This is a genomic window from Micromonospora palomenae, assembly GCF_007829925.1.
Lineage (GTDB): Bacteria > Actinomycetota > Actinomycetes > Mycobacteriales > Micromonosporaceae > Micromonospora > Micromonospora purpureochromogenes.
The window spans coordinates 2,133,733-2,150,775 of the sequence record NZ_VIXA01000001.1 but is presented as its reverse complement, the minus strand read 5'-3'; the positions used below and the strand labels follow the sequence as shown (position 1 = coordinate 2,150,775).

General features: G+C 74.0%; 20 protein-coding genes. 14 read left to right on the top strand and 6 right to left on the bottom strand.

Annotated elements, in window-relative coordinates; translation table 11 throughout:
- The first annotated feature begins 20 nt into the window (after positions 1-20).
- Positions 21-533: an HIT family protein gene (locus FHX75_RS09715; RefSeq protein ID WP_154938977.1), complete on the top strand. Its 513-nt coding sequence runs from the start codon at positions 21-23 to the stop codon at positions 531-533.
- 51 nt (positions 534-584) lie between these two features.
- Positions 585-1,217, top strand: a complete 633-nt coding sequence (locus FHX75_RS09710; protein WP_154938230.1) for a CG0192-related protein — start codon at positions 585-587, stop codon at positions 1,215-1,217.
- Between the two features lie 154 nt (positions 1,218-1,371).
- Here the strand turns inward: FHX75_RS09710 and FHX75_RS09705 are convergent, their stop codons facing one another.
- On the bottom strand, positions 1,372-1,881 hold the full coding sequence (locus FHX75_RS09705) for a hypothetical protein (RefSeq protein ID WP_154938229.1): 510 nt from the start codon (positions 1,879-1,881) through the stop codon (positions 1,372-1,374).
- 67 nt (positions 1,882-1,948) lie between these two features.
- Here FHX75_RS09705 and FHX75_RS09700 point away from each other — a divergent pair, with 67 nt between their 5' ends.
- Positions 1,949-3,007: an aldo/keto reductase gene (locus FHX75_RS09700; protein ID WP_154938228.1), complete on the top strand. Its 1,059-nt coding sequence runs from the start codon at positions 1,949-1,951 to the stop codon at positions 3,005-3,007.
- Between the two features lie 120 nt (positions 3,008-3,127).
- Here FHX75_RS09700 and FHX75_RS09695 read toward each other — a convergent pair whose 3' ends face one another.
- Complete coding sequence (locus FHX75_RS09695; protein ID WP_154938227.1) at positions 3,128-5,290, bottom strand: elongation factor G-like protein EF-G2; 2,163 nt, start codon at positions 5,288-5,290, stop codon at positions 3,128-3,130.
- Between the two features lie 252 nt (positions 5,291-5,542).
- Here FHX75_RS09695 and pgsA point away from each other — a divergent pair, with 252 nt between their 5' ends.
- The 6 genes from pgsA (at position 5,543) to pdxT (ending at position 10,598) form a co-directional block, all read left to right on the top strand.
- Positions 5,543-6,163, top strand: coding sequence for a phosphatidylinositol phosphate synthase (gene pgsA, locus FHX75_RS09690; RefSeq protein ID WP_154938226.1), 621 nt, complete (start codon positions 5,543-5,545; stop codon positions 6,161-6,163).
- Positions 6,160-7,098, top strand: coding sequence for a phosphatidylinositol mannoside acyltransferase (locus FHX75_RS09685; RefSeq protein WP_154938225.1), 939 nt, complete (start codon positions 6,160-6,162; stop codon positions 7,096-7,098). Before pgsA ends, FHX75_RS09685 begins: the two co-directional genes overlap by 4 nt.
- A 16-nt stretch (positions 7,099-7,114) precedes the next feature.
- Positions 7,115-8,284: a glycosyltransferase family 4 protein gene (locus tag FHX75_RS09680; RefSeq protein ID WP_154938224.1), complete on the top strand. Its 1,170-nt coding sequence runs from the start codon at positions 7,115-7,117 to the stop codon at positions 8,282-8,284.
- Positions 8,285-8,301: 17 nt separating this feature from the next.
- Positions 8,302-8,796 carry a hypothetical protein gene (locus FHX75_RS09675; protein WP_211364372.1) on the top strand — a complete coding sequence of 165 codons (495 nt, stop codon included), beginning with the start codon at positions 8,302-8,304 and terminating at the stop codon, positions 8,794-8,796.
- Positions 8,797-8,983: 187 nt separating this feature from the next.
- On the top strand, positions 8,984-9,901 hold the full coding sequence (pdxS, locus tag FHX75_RS09670) for a pyridoxal 5'-phosphate synthase lyase subunit PdxS (protein WP_154938223.1): 918 nt from the start codon (positions 8,984-8,986) through the stop codon (positions 9,899-9,901).
- 88 nt (positions 9,902-9,989) lie between these two features.
- Positions 9,990-10,598 carry a pyridoxal 5'-phosphate synthase glutaminase subunit PdxT gene (gene pdxT, locus FHX75_RS09665; protein ID WP_154938222.1) on the top strand — a complete coding sequence of 203 codons (609 nt, stop codon included), beginning with the start codon at positions 9,990-9,992 and terminating at the stop codon, positions 10,596-10,598.
- A gap of 57 nt (positions 10,599-10,655) precedes the next feature.
- On the opposite strand, the gene FHX75_RS09660 is transcribed toward pdxT, so the two are convergent.
- The gene (locus FHX75_RS09660; protein ID WP_246157815.1) at positions 10,656-11,507 is read right to left on the bottom strand and encodes a helix-turn-helix transcriptional regulator; all 852 of its coding nucleotides are present in this window, start codon (positions 11,505-11,507) and stop codon (positions 10,656-10,658) included.
- Between the two features lie 104 nt (positions 11,508-11,611).
- Here FHX75_RS09660 and FHX75_RS09655 point away from each other — a divergent pair, with 104 nt between their 5' ends.
- The 5 genes from FHX75_RS09655 (at position 11,612) to FHX75_RS09635 (ending at position 14,794) form a co-directional block, all read left to right on the top strand.
- A complete protein-coding gene (locus FHX75_RS09655; protein ID WP_154938220.1) occupies positions 11,612-12,271 on the top strand; it encodes an NADPH-dependent FMN reductase in 660 nt (219 codons plus the stop codon).
- A gap of 2 nt (positions 12,272-12,273) precedes the next feature.
- A complete protein-coding gene (locus tag FHX75_RS09650; protein WP_154938219.1) occupies positions 12,274-12,570 on the top strand; it encodes a hypothetical protein in 297 nt (98 codons plus the stop codon).
- A gap of 232 nt (positions 12,571-12,802) precedes the next feature.
- Positions 12,803-13,555: a YebC/PmpR family DNA-binding transcriptional regulator gene (locus FHX75_RS09645; RefSeq protein WP_154938218.1), complete on the top strand. Its 753-nt coding sequence runs from the start codon at positions 12,803-12,805 to the stop codon at positions 13,553-13,555.
- A gap of 5 nt (positions 13,556-13,560) precedes the next feature.
- Positions 13,561-14,175 carry a ribonuclease FAU-1 family protein gene (locus tag FHX75_RS09640; protein WP_170285322.1) on the top strand — a complete coding sequence of 205 codons (615 nt, stop codon included), beginning with the start codon at positions 13,561-13,563 and terminating at the stop codon, positions 14,173-14,175.
- Positions 14,176-14,230: 55 nt separating this feature from the next.
- A complete protein-coding gene (locus FHX75_RS09635; RefSeq protein WP_154938217.1) occupies positions 14,231-14,794 on the top strand; it encodes a GNAT family N-acetyltransferase in 564 nt (187 codons plus the stop codon).
- Positions 14,795-14,842: 48 nt separating this feature from the next.
- On the opposite strand, the gene FHX75_RS09630 is transcribed toward FHX75_RS09635, so the two are convergent.
- From FHX75_RS09630 to FHX75_RS09620, 3 genes are all read right to left on the bottom strand, one after another.
- A complete protein-coding gene (locus FHX75_RS09630) occupies positions 14,843-15,793 on the bottom strand; it encodes a permease prefix domain 1-containing protein (RefSeq protein ID WP_154938216.1) in 951 nt (316 codons plus the stop codon).
- Positions 15,790-16,131, bottom strand: a complete 342-nt coding sequence (locus FHX75_RS09625) for a PadR family transcriptional regulator (protein WP_154938215.1) — start codon at positions 16,129-16,131, stop codon at positions 15,790-15,792. The genes FHX75_RS09630 and FHX75_RS09625 overlap by 4 nt, the downstream gene beginning before the upstream one ends.
- A 126-nt stretch (positions 16,132-16,257) precedes the next feature.
- Entirely contained in the window at positions 16,258-16,950 is a 693-nt protein-coding gene (locus FHX75_RS09620) for a hypothetical protein (protein ID WP_154938213.1), read from the bottom strand.
- Positions 16,951-17,043 lie beyond the last annotated feature (93 nt).

The following is a 17,043-nucleotide window of genomic DNA, read 5'->3' as shown; positions in this document are numbered from 1 at the left end:
ACATCACCGGCGACACCGGCCTGACGGACGGGCTGGAGCGGCTCTGGACGCCGCACCGGATGACCTACATCTCCGGCGAGGACCGTCCCGAGGGCGGCTACGAGAAGCCCACCGGCTGCCCGTTCTGCCTGGCCCCCGGCCTGCCCGAGGGGGAGAGCCTGGTCGTGGCGCGCGGAGTGCACGTCTTCGCGGTGCTCAACCTCTACCCGTACAACCCGGGGCACCTGCTGGTCTGCCCGTACCGGCACGTCGCCGACTACACCGACCTGGACCCGGCGGAGACCATCGAGCTGGGCGTGTACACCCAGACCGCGATGCGGGTGGTCCGCACGGTCAGCAACGCGCACGGGTTCAACCTCGGCATGAACCAGGGCGGCGTCGCCGGCGCCGGCATCGCCGCCCACCTGCACCAGCACGTGGTGCCGCGCTGGGGCGGTGACGCCAACTTCATGCCGGTGATCGGCCGGACGAAGGTCCTGCCGCAGCTGCTGGCCGACACCCGCGACCTGTTCGCCAAGGCCTGGCCGGCCTGACCCCCCGCGCCGAGCCGGCTCGCGCGGCCGGCCGGGCATACGATCTTGTGCATGGCCCTGCTGCACCGCGCCACGCTGCGCCCCACAAAGCTGGAACTGCTCACCGAGTGGCTGCCCGGCCAAGGCTGGTACGACGGACCCGCCGGCGTCGAGGTGGTGCGCGTCGCGGGCTACCGGTTCGACGACCCGGCCGGGGAGGTCGGCATCGAGACCCTGCTCGTCCGGGCCGGTGACGGGCCGGTCCACCAGGTCCCGCTCACCTACCGGGGCGCACCGCTCGACGGCGCCGACGACCGGCTGGTCGGCACCACCGCGCACTCGGTGCTCGGCCGGCGCTGGGTCTACGACGCCTGCGGCGACCCGGTCTACGCCGCCGCGCTGGCCGCCGCGATCCTCACCGGATCCGGCCAGGCCCAGGAGTACGTCGAGGTCGACGGCGGGCAGGAGCGGCGGGCGCCGACGATGGCCATCGACAGCAGCGGTGCCGACGACGCCGAGCTGCCCGAGGTGGGTACGCCCCGCCGGGTGGTGGACGCCGACCCGACGCTGATCGTCACCGACACCGTCGAGCTGGCGGTCGTCCGCCGTCTCGACCGCGGCACCTCGCCGGCCGGCGCCGTGCTGACCGGCAGCTGGGAGGGCCAGTCGACCCCGCTGCCGCTCGCCTCCGCGATCCGGCGCTGACGGCTGCGGCTCGCATCCGCGATCCGGCGCTGACGGCTGCCACTCGCCTTCGCGATCCGGCGTTGACGGCTGCCGCTCGTCTCCGCCCCCGCGCTGAAGGCCGCCGGCTGCGCGCCGGGCAGTACCGCCATCCGGTGCGCGGCGGACGCGGGGGTCAGTGCCGGTCGGCGGTGCCCTGCCCGGCGTCCGCGGAGATCCGCGCGACCAGCTCCGGCCAGCTCTCGACCCGCTGCACCCCGGCCAGGTGGGCGCGGTGCGCGGCGACCTCGTCCTCCCGGGGCCGCATCAGGTACCGGTGCGGCACCATGTCGAGATAGCTCAGCACCTCCAGCCGGTCGTCGATGAAGTGGGTCAGCCCCAGCTGCGCGGCGATCGGCCCCTTCTCCGGCCGGGTACGGCAGAAGCGCAGCCGCTCCGGGCCGATCCCGGTGCGGGCGTGGAAGTCGTGGTGGGCCAGCCAGTCCCGGGTGCGCTGCTCGGTCGGCTCGGCGCACTTCGACACCACGTACACCTCGTCGAAGCGGGGGACCAGCGCGGCCAGCGCCGCGAACACCCCGTCCAGCGGGGGTGTGCGCAGGTAGTTGTCGCCGAAGAACGAGGTGTCCTCGTTCCCGTCGCTCAGCTCGATGATCACACCGCCGACGTCCACGCCCAGCCGTCCCATGGGGTCGATCCTGCACGACAGGTGACGTTCCCGCCCGTCTGTCGGGTAGAGGTGGCAGGATGCGGCGATGGCAGTGACGACGCGGACGTTGGGCCGCAGCGGCATCGAGGTCAGCGCCCTCGGCATGGGGTGCTGGGCGATCGGTGGCCCCTGGGCCGAGGGCGCCCGCCCGCTGGGCTGGGGCCGGGTCGACGACGAGGAGTCGGTCCGGGCCGTACGGCGTGCGCTGGACCTCGGCGTGACCCTCTTCGACACCGCCGACACGTACGGGGCCGGGCACGGCGAGCGGGTCCTCGGCCGGGCGCTCGCCGGCCGGCGGGACGAGGCCGTGATCGCCACCAAGTGGGGCTACACCTTCGACGAGCAGACCCGCCAAGCCACCGGGGAGGACCCGTCCCCGGCGTACCTGCGCCGGGCGGTCACCGACTCACTGCGTCGGCTGGACACCGACCGGATCGACCTCTACCAGCTGCACCTGGGCGACCTGCCGCTGCCCCGGGTGGAGGCGCTGCTCGGCACGCTGGAGGACCTGGTCGCCGAGGGACTCGTCCGCGCGTACGGCTGGAGCACCGACCGGGCCGACCGGGCGGCGGCCTTCGCCGAGGCGGCCCCGCACGCCACCGCCGTGCAGCACACCCTCTCCGTGCTCCGGGACACCCCGGTGATGCTGGCCGTCTGCGACAAGCACGACCTGGCCAGCGTCAACCGCAGCCCGCTCGGGATGGGGCTGCTCACCGGCAAGTACACCGCGACGTCCACGCTGCCCCGCGACGACGTACGCGGCGTCGCCCCGACCTGGTTGGAGTGGTTCCGCGGCGGGCGCCCGGCGCCGGAGTGGCTGCGCCGGGTGGCGGCGGTACGTGGCGCCCTCACGGCGGACGGGCGCACCCTCAGCCAGGGCGCGCTGGGCTGGATCTGGGCGCGCAGCGCCCGCACGGTGCCGATCCCCGGCTGCCGCACGGTCGCCCAGGTCGAGGAGAACGCCGCCGCCCTGCGCCTCGGCCCGCTCGCCCCGGACCACTTCGCCGAGGTCGAACGTCAGCTCGCCGCCCTGCGCACCGCCGCCCTGCGCGACGCCGACCGCCCCCACTGGCCGATGCCCCCCATCCCCACCGCCCGCCCCTGACCCCTCCCCGCTCGCCCCAGCCCGCACCGCTGGGCCGCGCACTTTCCGAGAAAGCGTGGCCATTCGGCGAGGAACAGCCACGCTTTCTCGGAAAGCGCGCGGCGAAGGGGGAGGGGTGGGTCAGGTGCGGGTGGTGTGTTCCTTGCGGGCCTGGTCGGCGAGGTGGGTGGGCATGGGGTCGTAGCGGGCGAAGTCGCGGGTGAAGGTGCCGGTGCCGTGGGTCATCGAGCGGAGCTCGACCGCGTAGCGGAGCAGTTCGGTGGCGGGCACCTCGGCGCGGACCAGGCTGCGCCCGTCGGCGTCCGGGTCGGGCTCGGTGCCGAGCACCCGGCCGCGCCGGCTGGACAGGTCGCCCAGCACCGCGCCGACCGAGCCGTCGGGCACCCGGATGACCACCTCGTCCACCGGCTCCAGCAGCGCCGGCTGCCCCTTCTCGGCGGCGTCGCGCAGCGCGAGCGCGCCGGCGGTCTGGAAGGCCGCGTCGGAGGAGTCGACGCTGTGCGCCTTGCCGTCGACGAGGGTGACCCGTAGGTCCACCACCGGGTAGCCGGCCACCAGGCCGCGTTCCATCTGCGCCCGCACGCCCTTCTCCACCGACGGGATGTAGTTGTGCGGGACCGCCCCGCCGACCACCCGGTCGACGAACTCGAAGCCTCCGCCGCGCGGCAGCGGCTCCACCTCGATGTCGCAGACGGCGTACTGGCCGTGGCCGCCGGACTGCTTGACGTGCCGGCCGTGGCCCCGGCCACCGACGGTCAGCGTCTCGCGCAGCGCCACCCGGACCGGCTCGGTCTCCAGCTCGACGCCGCCGCTGCGCAGCCGGTCGAGGACGACGTCGGCGTGCGCCTCGCCCATGCACCAGAGCACCAGCTGGTGGGTCTCCGGGTTGCGCTCCAGGCGCAGCGTCGGATCGCCCGCGACCAGCCGGCCCAGGTTGCGGGCCAGGGCGTCCTCGTCGGCCCGGCTCTTCGCCACGATCGCCACCGGCAGCAGCGGCTCGGGCATCGTCCAGGGGGCGACGAGCAGCGGCTCCTCCTTGGCGGAGATGGTGTCGCCGGTCTCCGCGCTGCCCGACTTGGTGATCGCGCAGAGGTCGCCGGCCACGCAGGTGGTCACCTCGCGCAGCGTCGCGCCCAGCGGGGTGTAGATGTGCCCGACCCGCTCGTCGGCGTCGTGGTCGGGGTGCCCGCGCTCGGCCATGCCGTGCCCGGAGACGTGCACCACCTGGTCGGGGCGGAGCGTGCCGGAGAAGACCCGTACCAGCGAGACCCGACCGACGTGCCGGTCGACGGTCGTCTTGACCACCTCGGCCACCAGCGGGCCGTCCGGGTCGCAGCTCAGCGGCGGCCGGGGCGAGCCGTCCACGCCGGTGACCGCGGGCACCTCGTGCTCCAGCGGGGACGGGAAGGCGGCGACCAGGCCGTCCAGCAGCGCGTCCAGGCCCACGCCGGTCTCCGCGCAGACCGGCACCACCGGGTAGAAGTGGCCCCGGGCGACCGCCTTCTCCAGGTCGGTGATCAGCACCTCGGTGTCGATCTCCTCGCCGCCGAGGTAGCGGTCCATCAGGGTCTCGTCCTCGCTCTCGGCGATGACCCCCTCGATCAGCTCGTTGCGGGACTCCAGGATCGCCGGCAGGTGCTCCGGGTCCGGCTCGCGCACGGCGGCGGGCAGCCCGGCGGAGTAGTCGAAGACCCGGCGGGTGATCAGGCCCATCAGGCCGGCCACCGACACGCCGTCGTCGCCCAGCATCGGCAGGTAGAGCGGGAGCACGTTGTCGCCGAACACCCGCTGGCACAGCGCCACCGCCTCGTCGAAGTCGGCGCGCGGGTGGTCCAGCCGGGAGACCGCGACGGCCCGCGGCATGTCCACCGCGGCGCACTCCTCCCACAGGGCGGCGGTGGCCATGTCCATCCCGTCGGCGGCGGAGACCACGAACAGCGCGGCGTCGGCGGCCCGCAGGCCGGCCCGCAGCTCGCCGACGAAGTCGCCGTACCCCGGGGTGTCCAGCAGGTTGACCTTGACGCCCTGGTGCATGAGCGGCGCGCAGGCCAGGCTCACCGAGCGCTGCTGGCGTACCGCCGCCGGGTCGTGGTCGCAGACGGTGGTGCCGTCGGTGACGCTGCCGGCCCGGCCGATCGTGCCGCTGGCCGCGAGCAGCGCCTCGACCAGGGTCGTCTTGCCCGCCCCGGAGTGCCCGACGAGCACCACGTTGCGAACCCTGCCGGGCTCGGTCACCACCGGCGCCGCGCCGGTGACACCCTTCTCCTGGTTCTTCTGCGCCATCGCGGCGCACCTCCCTCAGCGTGGTTGGTGGCGACCGCCGCGCGCGACGGGGAAGCGGGCCCGGGCGGGTGCCGCGGCGATATCCTCCGGTGCTCTCCTGGACGACGGTTATTCAGCCGGGTGAACCGGTGAGCTGGCTCACCCCCCACACCCGATCTCACACCCGTTACCGACCCGACACAAGCCTGCGCCACGCGGGTCGGACGACCGGCTGTGTCGCCGACCGCTGCCGGCCGTTATCGTGGGACCGCCATGGCGAAGATCTTCCAAGTGACGGCCCGCGCGGGGATGACCCGCGTCGTGGAGCCGGTCGCGCGCGGCCTGCTCCGCGCCGGCGTGTCCCCCAACGCGGTCACCGTGACCGGCACCCTCGGCGTGCTCGTCGGCGCCCTCGGCTTCGGCGCCCGGGGTGACCTGGTCGCCGGCGCCCTCATCGTGACGGTCTTCGCGCTCACCGACCTGCTCGACGGGACGATGGCCCGGATGAGCGGCGGCGCCACCCGGTTCGGGGCTTTCCTCGACTCGAGCATGGACCGGATCGCCGACAGCGCCGTCTTCGGCGCGGTGGCGTACTGGCTGGCCACCGAGCACGACTACTCCGGGGTGGCCGCGGCGCTGCTCTGCCTGGCCGCCGGCAGCCTGGTCTCCTACGTCAAGGCCCGTGCCGAGGGGCTCGGCATGACCGGCAACGTGGGCATCGCCGAGCGCACCGAGCGACTGCTGATCGTCGGGGTGGGCGGCCTGCTCACCGGGCTCGGCGTGGACCACGCCCTGGAGGTCGCGCTCTGGCTGCTCGCCGCCGTCTCGATCTTCACGGTGGGGCAGCGCATGGCGCACGTGTACCGGCAGGCCCAGCTGGTCGGCAAGGAGTGAACCTCACCGAGCTCGGCTACGTCGCCGGCTGGCGCCTGGCCCGCGCGCTGCCCCGGCCCGTGGTGGCCGCGGCCTTCTCCGCGGGCGCGGACCGCGCCCACCGCCGAGGCGGCCCGGGTACGGCCCGACTGCGCGCCAACCTGCGCCGGGTGGTCGGCCCCGACCTGCCCGAGGCGGAGCTGGACGCGCTGGTCCGGCGCGGGATGCGCTCGTACGCCCGGTACTGGATGGAGGCGTTCCGGCTGCCGGCGCTGAGCCGTGCCCAGATCCTCGCCGGGTTCCGGCTGGACCCGGCCGGGGTGGACCTGCTCGCCGCCGACGTGGCCGCCGGCCGGGGCGCGGTGGTCGCCCTGCCGCACGCCGGCAACTGGGACGCCGCGGGCGCCTGGGTCGCCGCCACCGGCTGGCCGATCACCACCGTCGCCGAGCGGCTCAAGCCCGAGGCGGTCTACGAGCGCTTCCTCGCCTTCCGGCAGGGCCTGGGCATGGAGATCCTGCCCACCCACGGCGGCGACCGGCCCGCCTTCGACGTGCTGGTGGACCGGGTCCGCAACGGCACGGTGGTGCCGCTGCTGGCCGACCGGGACCTCTCCGCCCGTGGGGTGGAGGTCGAATTCTTCGGCGGCCGGACCCGGATGCCGGCCGGCCCCGCGCTGCTGGCGGTCCGCACCGGCGCCCCGCTCTACGTCGCGTCGATGTGGTACGAACCGGACGCCGCGTGCGCCTCGCTCGAGGGTCCGCTGCCGCTGCCGGACCCGGACTCGGCGCCGTTGGACCAGCGGGTCCGGTTGCTGACCCAGCGGATTGCCGACGCTCTGGCGGCGGGCATCGCCCGGCATCCGGAAGACTGGCACATGTTGCAGCGGATGTGGCTGGACCAGCGGAGCACGGACAGCGGCGCGACACCACCCGCGCCGGTCACCGGCCAGGCCTGACGGGAAGGGCGCCTACGTGCGGATCGGCATCGTGTGCCCGTACTCCTTCGACGTACCCGGTGGGGTGCAGAACCACGTCATGGACCTCGCCGAGGCGCTGATCGGGCTCGGTCACGAGGTGAGCGTGCTCGCCCCGGCCGACGAGGAGTCGGCGCTGCCGCCGTACGTGGTCTCGGCGGGGCGCGCCGTGCCGCTGCCGTACAACGGGTCGGTGGCCCGGATCGCGTTCGGCCCGGTCTCCACCGCCCGGGTGCGCCGCTGGCTCACCCGGGGCGACTTCGACGTGCTGCACGTGCACGAGCCGCTGACGCTGAGCCTGTCGATGCTGGCGGTGCTCTCCGCGAACGGCCCGGTGGTGGCGACCTTCCACACCGCGATGACCCGGTCCCGGGTGCTCGCCGCCGCGCAGGGCGTCCTGCAGATCGTGCTGGAACGGATCACCGCCCGGATCGCGGTCAGCGCCCTGGCCCGCAAGGTCCAGGTCGAGCACATGGACGGCGGCGCGGTGGAGATCCCCAACGGGGTCGCGGTGGCGAAGTTCGCCGGCGTGCAGCCGCTGCCCGGCTGGCCGGGGGAGTGCGCGCCGGGCACCGGCGGCACGCTCGGCTTCCTCGGCCGCTTCACCGAGGCCCGCAAGGGGTTCCCGATCCTGCGCGACGCCTTCGTCGCGCTGGCGCCGCACCGGCCCGGCCTGCGCCTGCTGGTGGCGGGTCCTGGTGACCCGGACGACCTGTTCGGGCGGTTCCCGGCCGAGCTGCGCGACCGGGTGACCTTCCTCGGCATGGTGCCGGAGGAGGAGAAGGCCCGGATGCTGCGCAGCGTGCACCTCTACGTCGCCCCGAACACCGGCGGGGAGTCCTTCGGGATGATCCTCACCGAGGCGCTGGCCGCCGGCACCACGGTGGTCGCCAGCGACCTCGACGCGTTCCGCCGGGTGCTCGACGGCGGGCGGGCCGGCCGGCTCTTCCCGACCGGGGACGCGGCCGCGCTGCGTACCGCCCTGGCCGACCTGCTCGACGACCCGCAGGGCCGGGCCGCCCTGACCGCCTGCGGCGACGAGGTGGTGGCGCACTACGACTGGCCGGTGATCGCCCGCCGGGTCCTGGAGGTCTACGCCGCAGCCATCGAGGCCACCGACGGCCGGGTCATCGACCAGGAATGGGTGGGGCTGGGCGGGGCGGTGTGAGCACTACGATGCCGCACATGTGGTGGGTGGTGGGCGCGACGGTGGTCGTCGCCCTGGTCGCGGCGTACCTGGTCTGGACGGCCGGCCGGGTCGAGCGGCTGCAGTCCCGGGCGGAGTCCGCGGCCCGGGCCCTCGACGCGCACCTGCTGCGCCGGGCGGCCGCCGCCGCGGTGCTGGCCGAGCGGCGCTACGGCGTCGAGCTGTACGCGGCGGCGCGGATCGCGCTGGACGCCCCGCCGGAGGAGCGGGAGGCCGCCGAGAACGACCTGACCCGGCAGTTGCGCACGGTGCGGCTGGACCCGGCCGACCCGGTCTGCGAGGCGGTGATCGCCGCCAGCCGGCGGCTGGCGCTGGCCCGGCAGGTGCACACCGACCTGGTCCGCGACGCCCGGGCGGCGCGCAGCCGGCCGCTGGTGCGGCTGTGCCGGATGGGGCGCCGGCACCCGTGGCCCCGCTACTTCGACGTCGACGACCCGACGCTCGTGGTCGCCGCCGAGGCTCCCGCGAGCTGACGTCGGCTTTCGGCACCGGTGGTGCCGGCTGCCCGGTTCGGCGGCGGTCCGGGTGGGGTGTCCGATCCCGGGTGATGGCAGCCACAGTGCAGGCCACCGGGGGTCTGATTGGCTGTCGGCCCGGCGTTGCACCCGCCGTAGCATCAGCCGTAGCCACCCCCCGAGCACGTCCGAGGAGCGATAACCCGTGCCCGAAACCACCTCCCAGAACGCCAGCGCCACCTCCCTCGTCGGCACCGCCCGCGTCAAGCGCGGCATGGCCGAGATGCTCAAGGGCGGCGTGATCATGGACGTGGTCACCCCCGAGCAGGCCAAGATCGCCGAAGACGCCGGCGCCGTCGCCGTGATGGCGCTGGAGCGCGTGCCCGCCGACATCCGCGCCCAGGGCGGGGTGTCCCGGATGAGCGACCCGGACATGATCGACGGCATCATCAACGCCGTCTCCATCCCGGTCATGGCCAAGGCCCGGATCGGCCACTTCGTCGAGGCGCAGATCCTGCAGTCCCTCGGCGTCGACTACGTCGACGAGTCCGAGGTGCTCACCCCGGCCGACTACGCCAACCACATCGACAAGTGGGCCTTCACCGTCCCCTTCGTCTGCGGCGCGACCAATCTCGGCGAGGCGCTGCGCCGGATCACCGAGGGCGCGGCGATGATCCGTTCCAAGGGCGAGGCCGGCACCGGTGACGTCTCCAACGCCACCATGCACATGCGCAAGATCCGGCAGGAGATCGCCCGGCTCAGCTCGCTGCCGGCCGACGAGCTGTTCGTCGCCGCCAAGGAGCTCCAGGCCCCGTACGAGCTGGTCAAGGAGGTCGCCGAGACCGGCAAGCTGCCGGTGGTGCTCTTCACCGCCGGTGGTATCGCCACCCCGGCCGACGCCGCGATGATGATGCAGCTCGGCGCCGAGGGCGTCTTCGTCGGCTCCGGCATCTTCAAGTCCGGCAACCCGGCCCAGCGCGCCGCGGCGATCGTCAAGGCCACCACCTTCCACGACGACCCGGACGTGCTGGCCAAGGTCTCCCGCGGCCTCGGCGAGGCGATGGTCGGCATCAACGTCGACGAGATCCCGCAGCCGCACCGCCTGGCCGAGCGCGGTTGGTGAGCAGGTTCCGGCGTACGCCGGGACCGGGAACGCACGGCGGGCCGGTGCGCCGGCCCGCCGTCGCGCAGGAACCAGAAGGAGCGCTCACATGAGCGACGCACCCGTCATCGGTGTGCTCGCCCTGCAGGGAGACGTCCGCGAGCATGTCGCGGCCCTGGCCGGGGCCGGCGCGGACGCCCGCCCGGTACGCCGTGCACAGGAGCTGGACGCGGTCGACGGGCTGGTCATTCCCGGCGGCGAGTCCACCACGATCAGCAAGCTGGCCGACATCTTCGAGATGCGCGAGCCGATCGACAAGCGGATCGCCGGTGGCATGCCGGTCTACGGGTCCTGCGCCGGCATGATCATGCTGGCCACCGAGGTCCTGGACGGCCGGCCCGACCAGCGCGGCTTCGCCGGCATCGAGATGACGGTGCGGCGCAACGCGTTCGGCCGGCAGGTCGACTCGTTCGAGGCGCCGGTGGAGATCGCCGGGGTCGCCGGAGAGCCGTTCCACGCGGTCTTCATCCGGGCCCCGTGGGTGGAGCGGGTCGGCGACGGCGTCGAGGTGCTCGGCACGGTCACCCAGGGCCCCACGGCCGGGCGGATCGTGGCGGTCCGGCAGGGAAATCTGCTGGCCACCTCGTTCCACCCCGAGCTGACCGGCGACCTGCGCGTGCACGCGTACTTCGTGGAGCTGGTGCGGGCCGCCCGCTGACCGGTCCCGACGGACGGCCGACGGGGTTCCGTCGACCGGAGGTGCCGTCGTCGAACCTCAGCCGGCCACCGACCGCAGGTGCCCCGGCAGGCGGCCCTGCAGCCGGTCCAACCCGGCCGCCGTGGCCGCGTCGGCGGGCAGGTGGACGACGAGACGCTGGTGGTCGCTGTCGGCGAACTCCAGCGTCTCGTACGTCAGTCGCAGCAGCCCCACCTCCGGATGCCGCAGACCCCGTACGCCGGTGACCGGCGCGGTCACCGGCCGCCGCTGCCACCGCTGCGTGAAGGGCGCGCCGACGGTGCGGGCGAGCCGCTCGGCGAAGTCGTCGGTGGCCCGGTCGCCCTGGCGCAGCCGGTGCAGCTCGGCGACCTGGTGGTCGGCCAGCTGCGCCCAGTCCGGGAAGTGGTCGCGGGCGCGCTCATCGGACAGCACGAACCACACCAGGTTGGGGCGGTGGCCGTCGAACAGGCCCAGGGGGCGGGCCAGGCGGTCGAACGGATCGTTCCAGGCCAGCACGTCGCCGAGCCGGTTGAGCACGTACGCGGGGGAGTCCCGCAGCGCGTCGAGCACCGCGCGGACGGTCGGGCGGACCGTGCGGGAGACCGCCGGCCGCTCGCCAGGGCACAGACTGCGACTGTGGTTGGCCGCCGCCAGCTGCCGCAGGTGCTCGCGGTCGGCGTCGTCGAGCAGCAGGGCGTCGGCGAGCGCGGCGAGGATCTCGGGCGACGGCCGGGTGTCGCGGCCCTGTTCCAGGCGGGTCAGGTACTCGATGCTGACCTGGGCAAGCGTTGCCAGTTCGGCCCGGCGCAGCCCGGGCGTGCGCCGTCGGGCGCCGGTGGCGAGGCCGACCTGGGCTGGCTGCACGGCCTCTCGGCGGCTGCGCAGGAACGCGCCCAACTCTCCGTCCATCACCGAGCCAGTCTGACAGCGTCCCGCGGAACGTGGGTGGCCCTGTCGGGGACACCCTCGCGGCGGCCTCCCCACGCCGACGGGTCGGCCGCAGGCTCCTCGGCATGGACAACACACAGACAACAGGGCCGGTCCGGATCGGCCTGATCGTGGGAAGCACCCGTCCCGGCCGGCGCGGCGCGGCGGTCGCCGGGTGGGTCGCGGAGGTGGCGGCGCGGCACGACGCGGTGCGCGCCGGCACCGCCGTCGTCGAGGTGCTGGACCTGGCGGAGCAGGCCCTGCCGCTGCTCGACGAGCCGGTGCCGGCGATGTTCGGCGACTACCGCAATCCGCACACGCGTCGCTGGTCCGCCGCGATTGCGGCCTGCGACGCGTTCGTGTTCGTGACGCCGGAGTACAACCACTCGGTCCCCGCCGCGTTGAAGAACGCCGTCGACTACCTGTTCGTCGAGTGGAACGGCAAGCCGGCCGGGGTGCTCAGCTACGGCGTGCAGGGCGGCACCCGGGCCGGCGAGCACCTGCGGCAGATCCTGGCCGAGGTTCGGGCGGTGGTCGTGCCCGCGGTGGCCGCCCTGACCGTCTTCACCGACTTCGACTTCTCCGGGTCGGATCCGGGCGACCCGACGGCACCGGGGCGGATCGCGCCGGCCGCCGGGCGGGCGGCTGACGTGTCGGCGATGTTGACGGAGATCGTCATCCGGGCGCGCGAGCCGCGCTCGGGCGACCCGGTGGCGGTGGCCGGCAGCCCGGAGCGGGTGCGGTGAGCATGGAAACCATCCTCATCCGCTACCGGGTCCGTGCCGAGCACCTGTCGGAGCACCTGCTCCTGCTCCGGGCCGTCCACGAGGAGGTGGCCCGGGTCCGGCCGGCCGGGCTGCGGTACGTGACGCTTCAGCTGGACGACGAGCGGAGTTTCGTGGACATCGCCATGGCACCCGAGCTGCCGGGGCCGTTGCCGGGGCTGGAGTCGTTCCGCCGCTACCGGCCCGGGCTGGAGAACCGGTGCGAGGAGCGGTCCACGTCCGGGTTCACCGTGCTGGGTTCGTACGGCTTCGGACCCTGACCAGGCCAGCCGTTTCGTCCCGTCCGTCCCGTTCCGGGCGGGCGGGGCGGCCGGAGGCGCGCGGCGCGGTGACAGCGGGCCGCCGGGCGTCGGTAGGATTGCCGAGATTCGGCAGGGCCATCTGCCCGCCACGGCTTCCACCAGGGCTGACCGGCACCTCCGCGTGCGCCGGCGGGAGCGGGGGCGCGTGCGGTGCGGTCGATGCGACGGCGGGTAGCAACGGAGGTAACAGATGTCCGGCCACTCAAAGTGGGCGACGACCAAGCACAAGAAGGCGGTCATCGACGCCAAGCGCGGCAAGATGTTCGCCAAGCTGATCAAGAACGTCGAGGTCGCGGCGCGCACCGGCGGCGGCGACCCGGCCGGTAACCCGACGCTCTACGACGCCATCCAGAAGGCCAAGAAGAACTCGGTACCGAACGACAACATCGACCGCGCGGTCAAGCGGGGCTCCGGCCTGGAGGCCGGCGGTGCCGACTGGCAGACGATCATGTACGAGGGCTACGGCCCGAACGGCGTGGCGATGCTCATCGAGTGCCTGACCGACAACCGCAACCGGGCCGCCACCGAGGTCCGTACCGCGCTGACCCGCAACGGCGGCTCGCTCGCCGACGCCGGCTCGGTGTCGTACATGTTCTCCCGCAAAGGCGTGGTGATCGTCCCCAAGGCCGGCACCACCGAGGACGACATCATGATGGCCGTGCTCGACGCGGGCGCGGAGGAGGTCAACGACCTCGGCGAGGCGTACGAGGTGGTCTCCGAGCCGACCGACCTGATTCCGGTCCGCACCGCCCTGCAGGACGCCGGGATCGAGTACGAGTCGGCCGAGTCCTCGCTGATCCCCAGCGTCAACGTGCCGCTGGACGCCGACGGCGCGCGCAAGGTCTTCAAGCTGATCGACGTGCTGGAGGACTGCGACGACGTGCAGAACGTCTACGCCAACTTCGACGTCTCCGACGACGTCATGGCCGCGGTCGACGCCTGACCCCGGTGACCGGACGGCGATTCCCGCCGGGCGACGTGGTCGTCCGGCGGGAGGTGCTGCGCGGCGAGGTCTGGTTCGGCTGCCCGACCATCTGCGTCGAGGACTCCGCCGACCTGCTCGCGCTCTACCTGCCGCCGGGGGCCGAGTTCGGCTTCCCGGAGGGCGGCACCTTCCCGTGTGGACGGCACCCCTGGCAGACCGCCGGCCACACGGCCTGGTCCGGGCACGGCAAGCTGATGCTCCAGCGCCCGGGTGAGGCGCACTCGGTGGACGTCTTCTGGTCCGGCGAGGACCGCGCCTTCGCCGGTTGGTACTTCAACCTCCAGGACCCGTTCCGGCGTACCCCGATCGGGGTGGACACCCTCGACCACGAGCTGGACCTGTGGTGGCCGGCGGGCGCCGACCGGTACGTCTGGAAGGACGTGGAGATGTTCGCCCAGCGCCTCACCGAGGGGCGCTACCCGGGCATGGCCGACGCCATCCGCGGGGAGGGGGACCGGATCGCCGCCCTGCTCGACGTGGGCCGGCGCTGGTGGGACGAGGGCTGGGCGCACTGGCGGCCGGACCCGTCCTGGGACGGGCCGCGCCTGCCGGCCGGCTGGGACACCGTTCCCTGCTGAAGGCGGCGGCGAAACTCGGCTGACCGGCCACCCGCTCCCGCCGTAGCCTGCCGGGATGCTCGTCCCCGACCTCCCGCTGCGCACCGAACGCCTCGACCTGCGGCTGTTCACCGCCGACGACTTCGCCGCCCTGCACGGCTACCAGTCCCGCGCCGACGTCACCCGCTACCTCTACTTCGCGCCGAACGACGAGGCCGCCAGCCGGGAGGCGCTGGTTCGCAAGTGCGCCCGGGTGGCGCTGCGCGCGGAGGGCGACGTGCTGAACCTGGCGCTGGTGCTGCGGGAGACCGGCGCGGTGATCGGTGACGTGCTGCTGATCTGGACCAGCGTCGCGCACCGGCAGGGCGAGATCGGGTACGTCCTGCACCCCGACCACGCCGGCCACGGCTACGCCACCGAGGCGGCCCGGGAGATGCTGCGGCTGGGCTTCGACGAGCTGGGCCTGCACCGGATCGTCGGCCGGCTGGACGCCCGCAACACCGCCTCGGCCCGGGTGCTGGAGCGACTCGGCATGCGCCGGGAGGCGCACCTGCGGGAGAACGAGCTGGTCAAGGGGGAGTGGACCGACGAGGCGGTGTACGCCCTGCTGGCCCGCGAGTGGCGGGCCGGTCGGCGCTGAACGGGTCCGGCCCGGCGCCCCCGTGTGCGCCGGGCCGGATGCCTCTGCTCAGGCGTCGCGGCGGCGGGCCTTCAGCACGCTGTCGACGACGTCCCAGAGCGTGATCACGGCGATCACCACCACCGACACCGTGGCGACGGTCTCCAGGTGTTCGCCCTCGCGCAGCCAGGCGAACCGGGCGACCAGGTCCGGGTTGAGCAGCCGGTCGGTGAGCAGCAGCACCACCACCGGCACGGCGAAGGCCAGGTCGAGCGCGGCGTTGACGGCCACCAGCGGCCAGGTCCACCGCCGGGCGCGGTACTTCGCGATCTCCAGCGCCAGGCTCGCGACCAGCACCGCCGCGAGCACCGGCAGCCAGGAGCGCCACAGCGCCGGGTCGAGCAGGGGGATCCGCCCGCCGTCGGTGTCCGTCACCCAGGACTGGAAGTGCTGCCAGGGCAGGAAGGCCAGGGTGAGCAGCAACATCGCCACCGCCGCGCAGGTGTCGGTGAGTCGTACGTCCCGCTCCACCGGGCTCTCGGGTAGCTGGTCGACGGTCCAGTCGGGCAGGTTCAGCGAGGTGTCGGTCCGTTCCAGCACGGCGAAGCACAGGGTGACCCAGAAGGCGATCTGCACCGCCGTCTGGAGGGCGGCGGTGACGCCGGCGCCGATCGCCGGGCCGGGTTCGCCCTCGACGGTCGCCTTGACCACGCCCACCACCACGCCGACGGTGGCGGGGACGACGGCGAGCAGCCCCTTCAGGAACCGCTGCCAGACCAGGTAGTAGGTGGGGCCGATGAGTTGGAGCCGGCGGTCGGCGTAGCGGGCGGCGAGCCGCTCCGGGTGACCCATCTCGGTCAGCACCTCGCGTTCGGCCGCGGCGGCGTCCTCCCCGGAGGCGGTCCGGCCGTCGATCATGTCCTCGATGGAGGCGCGCAGCTCGGTGGCGATCTCCGCCCGGCGTGGTGCGGGCACGGCCCGCAGGGTGGCGGCGACGTAGCGGTCGGTCAGGGAACTCATCGGTCCACTCCTTCGATCAGCCCGGCGACGGAGGTCTGCACGGCGGCGAGGTCGTCGAGGAGTCGGCGCAGCACGGCCTCGCCCACCTCGCTGGTGCGGTAGAACTTGCGCGGGCGACTCTCCTCGGTGTTCCACTCGCTGGTCAGCAGGCCCTGCTCCTCGAGTCGGCGCAGCAGGGGGTAGAGCGTGTTGGCGTCGACCGGGAAGCCGTGCGCGGCCAGCCGTTGCAGCAGCGCGTAGCCGTAGTCGGGGTGCCGCAGGGCGACCAGGCTCGCCACCACCACCGTGCCGCGGCGCAACTCCTGGAGATGGGTCCGCAGGATCTCCTCGCTAACCATGCGTCACACCATACTGTGTGCCACACAGTACTGCCGAGCCCAATAGTGTCGTGCCGGAGGGGAACGATGTGTCGCTCCGCCGACAAGGGGCGCCGGCGGGATGCCGGCGCCCCTCGGTGCGGTCGTTCAGCAGGACTGGCCCTGCCGGAAGCCGCGCTCGACGAAGTCCGCGCGCCCGGCCTCGAACCAGCCGACGCCGGGGCGGATCGGGTGTCCGGTGAACAGCTCCACCCGGCTGCCGAACCGGACCAGGTACGCCGTGGCGTCGCCGGCGTCGTTGCTGATCAGCTCACCGCGCCGGCCGTAGATCTCCTCCAGTTCGGCGAAGGACATGCCGACGCTCGCTCCGGCCGGCGAGCGGGGCGGCGCGGTGGCGGTGCCGACCGCGACCAGTCGCCCGTCCCGGAAGGCGAGCATGATCTTCCCGGCCCAGTCGCCGGTGACGCCGGCGTGGACCACGCCGGCGCAGCCGGCGGCCGTCCAGTCGATCAGGCCGGCGGCCGAGAGCCGGGTAAGGCTCGCGCCGATCCGGAACGGTCCGGCGCCCCGGACGCTGAGCAGGTCGACCGAACCGGCGACCTGGACGATCGTGGCCTGGGCCGGACGACGCCGCTCGGCGCGGTCGGTGGACGCGGCGGCGACGGCGGCCGGGGCCCCGGCGGCGGTGCCGGAGCGGGTCGGAGCGGCGGCGGCGGTGCCGGGGCGCACGGCGGTCGGAGCGTCGGCGGCGGGCCGCGCGACGGCCGGGCCGGCCAGCGCGGGTACGACGGCGCAGAGGGCCAGCGCGCCGGTGAGGACGGTGGACGACAGACGGTTCATGACGGAACTCCTTCGTGGTGGTGCTGTCCTGTCGTCTTGTTCGTCTCCCCGCCGGCCACATCGGTTCGTCGGGTTTCCGACCGGGCCGCTCTG

Excerpts from the sequence above, each read along its gene's own strand:
- FHX75_RS09710 (WP_154938230.1), top strand. The coding sequence starts at position 585 with ATGGCCCTGCTGCACCGCGCCACGCTGCGCCCCACAAAGCTGGAACTG.
- FHX75_RS09705 (WP_154938229.1), bottom strand. The coding sequence starts at position 1,881 with ATGGGACGGCTGGGCGTGGACGTCGGCGGTGTGATCATCGAGCTGAGC.
- FHX75_RS09700 (WP_154938228.1), top strand. The coding sequence starts at position 1,949 with ATGGCAGTGACGACGCGGACGTTGGGCCGCAGCGGCATCGAGGTCAGC.
- FHX75_RS09695 (WP_154938227.1), bottom strand. The coding sequence starts at position 5,290 with ATGGCGCAGAAGAACCAGGAGAAGGGTGTCACCGGCGCGGCGCCGGTG.
- pgsA (WP_154938226.1), top strand. The coding sequence starts at position 5,543 with ATGGCGAAGATCTTCCAAGTGACGGCCCGCGCGGGGATGACCCGCGTC.
- FHX75_RS09675 (WP_211364372.1), top strand. The coding sequence starts at position 8,302 with ATGTGGTGGGTGGTGGGCGCGACGGTGGTCGTCGCCCTGGTCGCGGCG.
- pdxT (WP_154938222.1), top strand. The coding sequence starts at position 9,990 with ATGAGCGACGCACCCGTCATCGGTGTGCTCGCCCTGCAGGGAGACGTC.
- FHX75_RS09660 (WP_246157815.1), bottom strand. The coding sequence starts at position 11,507 with ATGGACGGAGAGTTGGGCGCGTTCCTGCGCAGCCGCCGAGAGGCCGTG.
- FHX75_RS09655 (WP_154938220.1), top strand. The coding sequence starts at position 11,612 with ATGGACAACACACAGACAACAGGGCCGGTCCGGATCGGCCTGATCGTG.
- FHX75_RS09650 (WP_154938219.1), top strand. The coding sequence starts at position 12,274 with ATGGAAACCATCCTCATCCGCTACCGGGTCCGTGCCGAGCACCTGTCG.
- FHX75_RS09645 (WP_154938218.1), top strand. The coding sequence starts at position 12,803 with ATGTCCGGCCACTCAAAGTGGGCGACGACCAAGCACAAGAAGGCGGTC.
- FHX75_RS09635 (WP_154938217.1), top strand. The coding sequence starts at position 14,231 with ATGCTCGTCCCCGACCTCCCGCTGCGCACCGAACGCCTCGACCTGCGG.
- FHX75_RS09630 (WP_154938216.1), bottom strand. The coding sequence starts at position 15,793 with ATGAGTTCCCTGACCGACCGCTACGTCGCCGCCACCCTGCGGGCCGTG.
- FHX75_RS09625 (WP_154938215.1), bottom strand. The coding sequence starts at position 16,131 with ATGGTTAGCGAGGAGATCCTGCGGACCCATCTCCAGGAGTTGCGCCGC.
- FHX75_RS09620 (WP_154938213.1), bottom strand. The coding sequence starts at position 16,950 with ATGAACCGTCTGTCGTCCACCGTCCTCACCGGCGCGCTGGCCCTCTGC.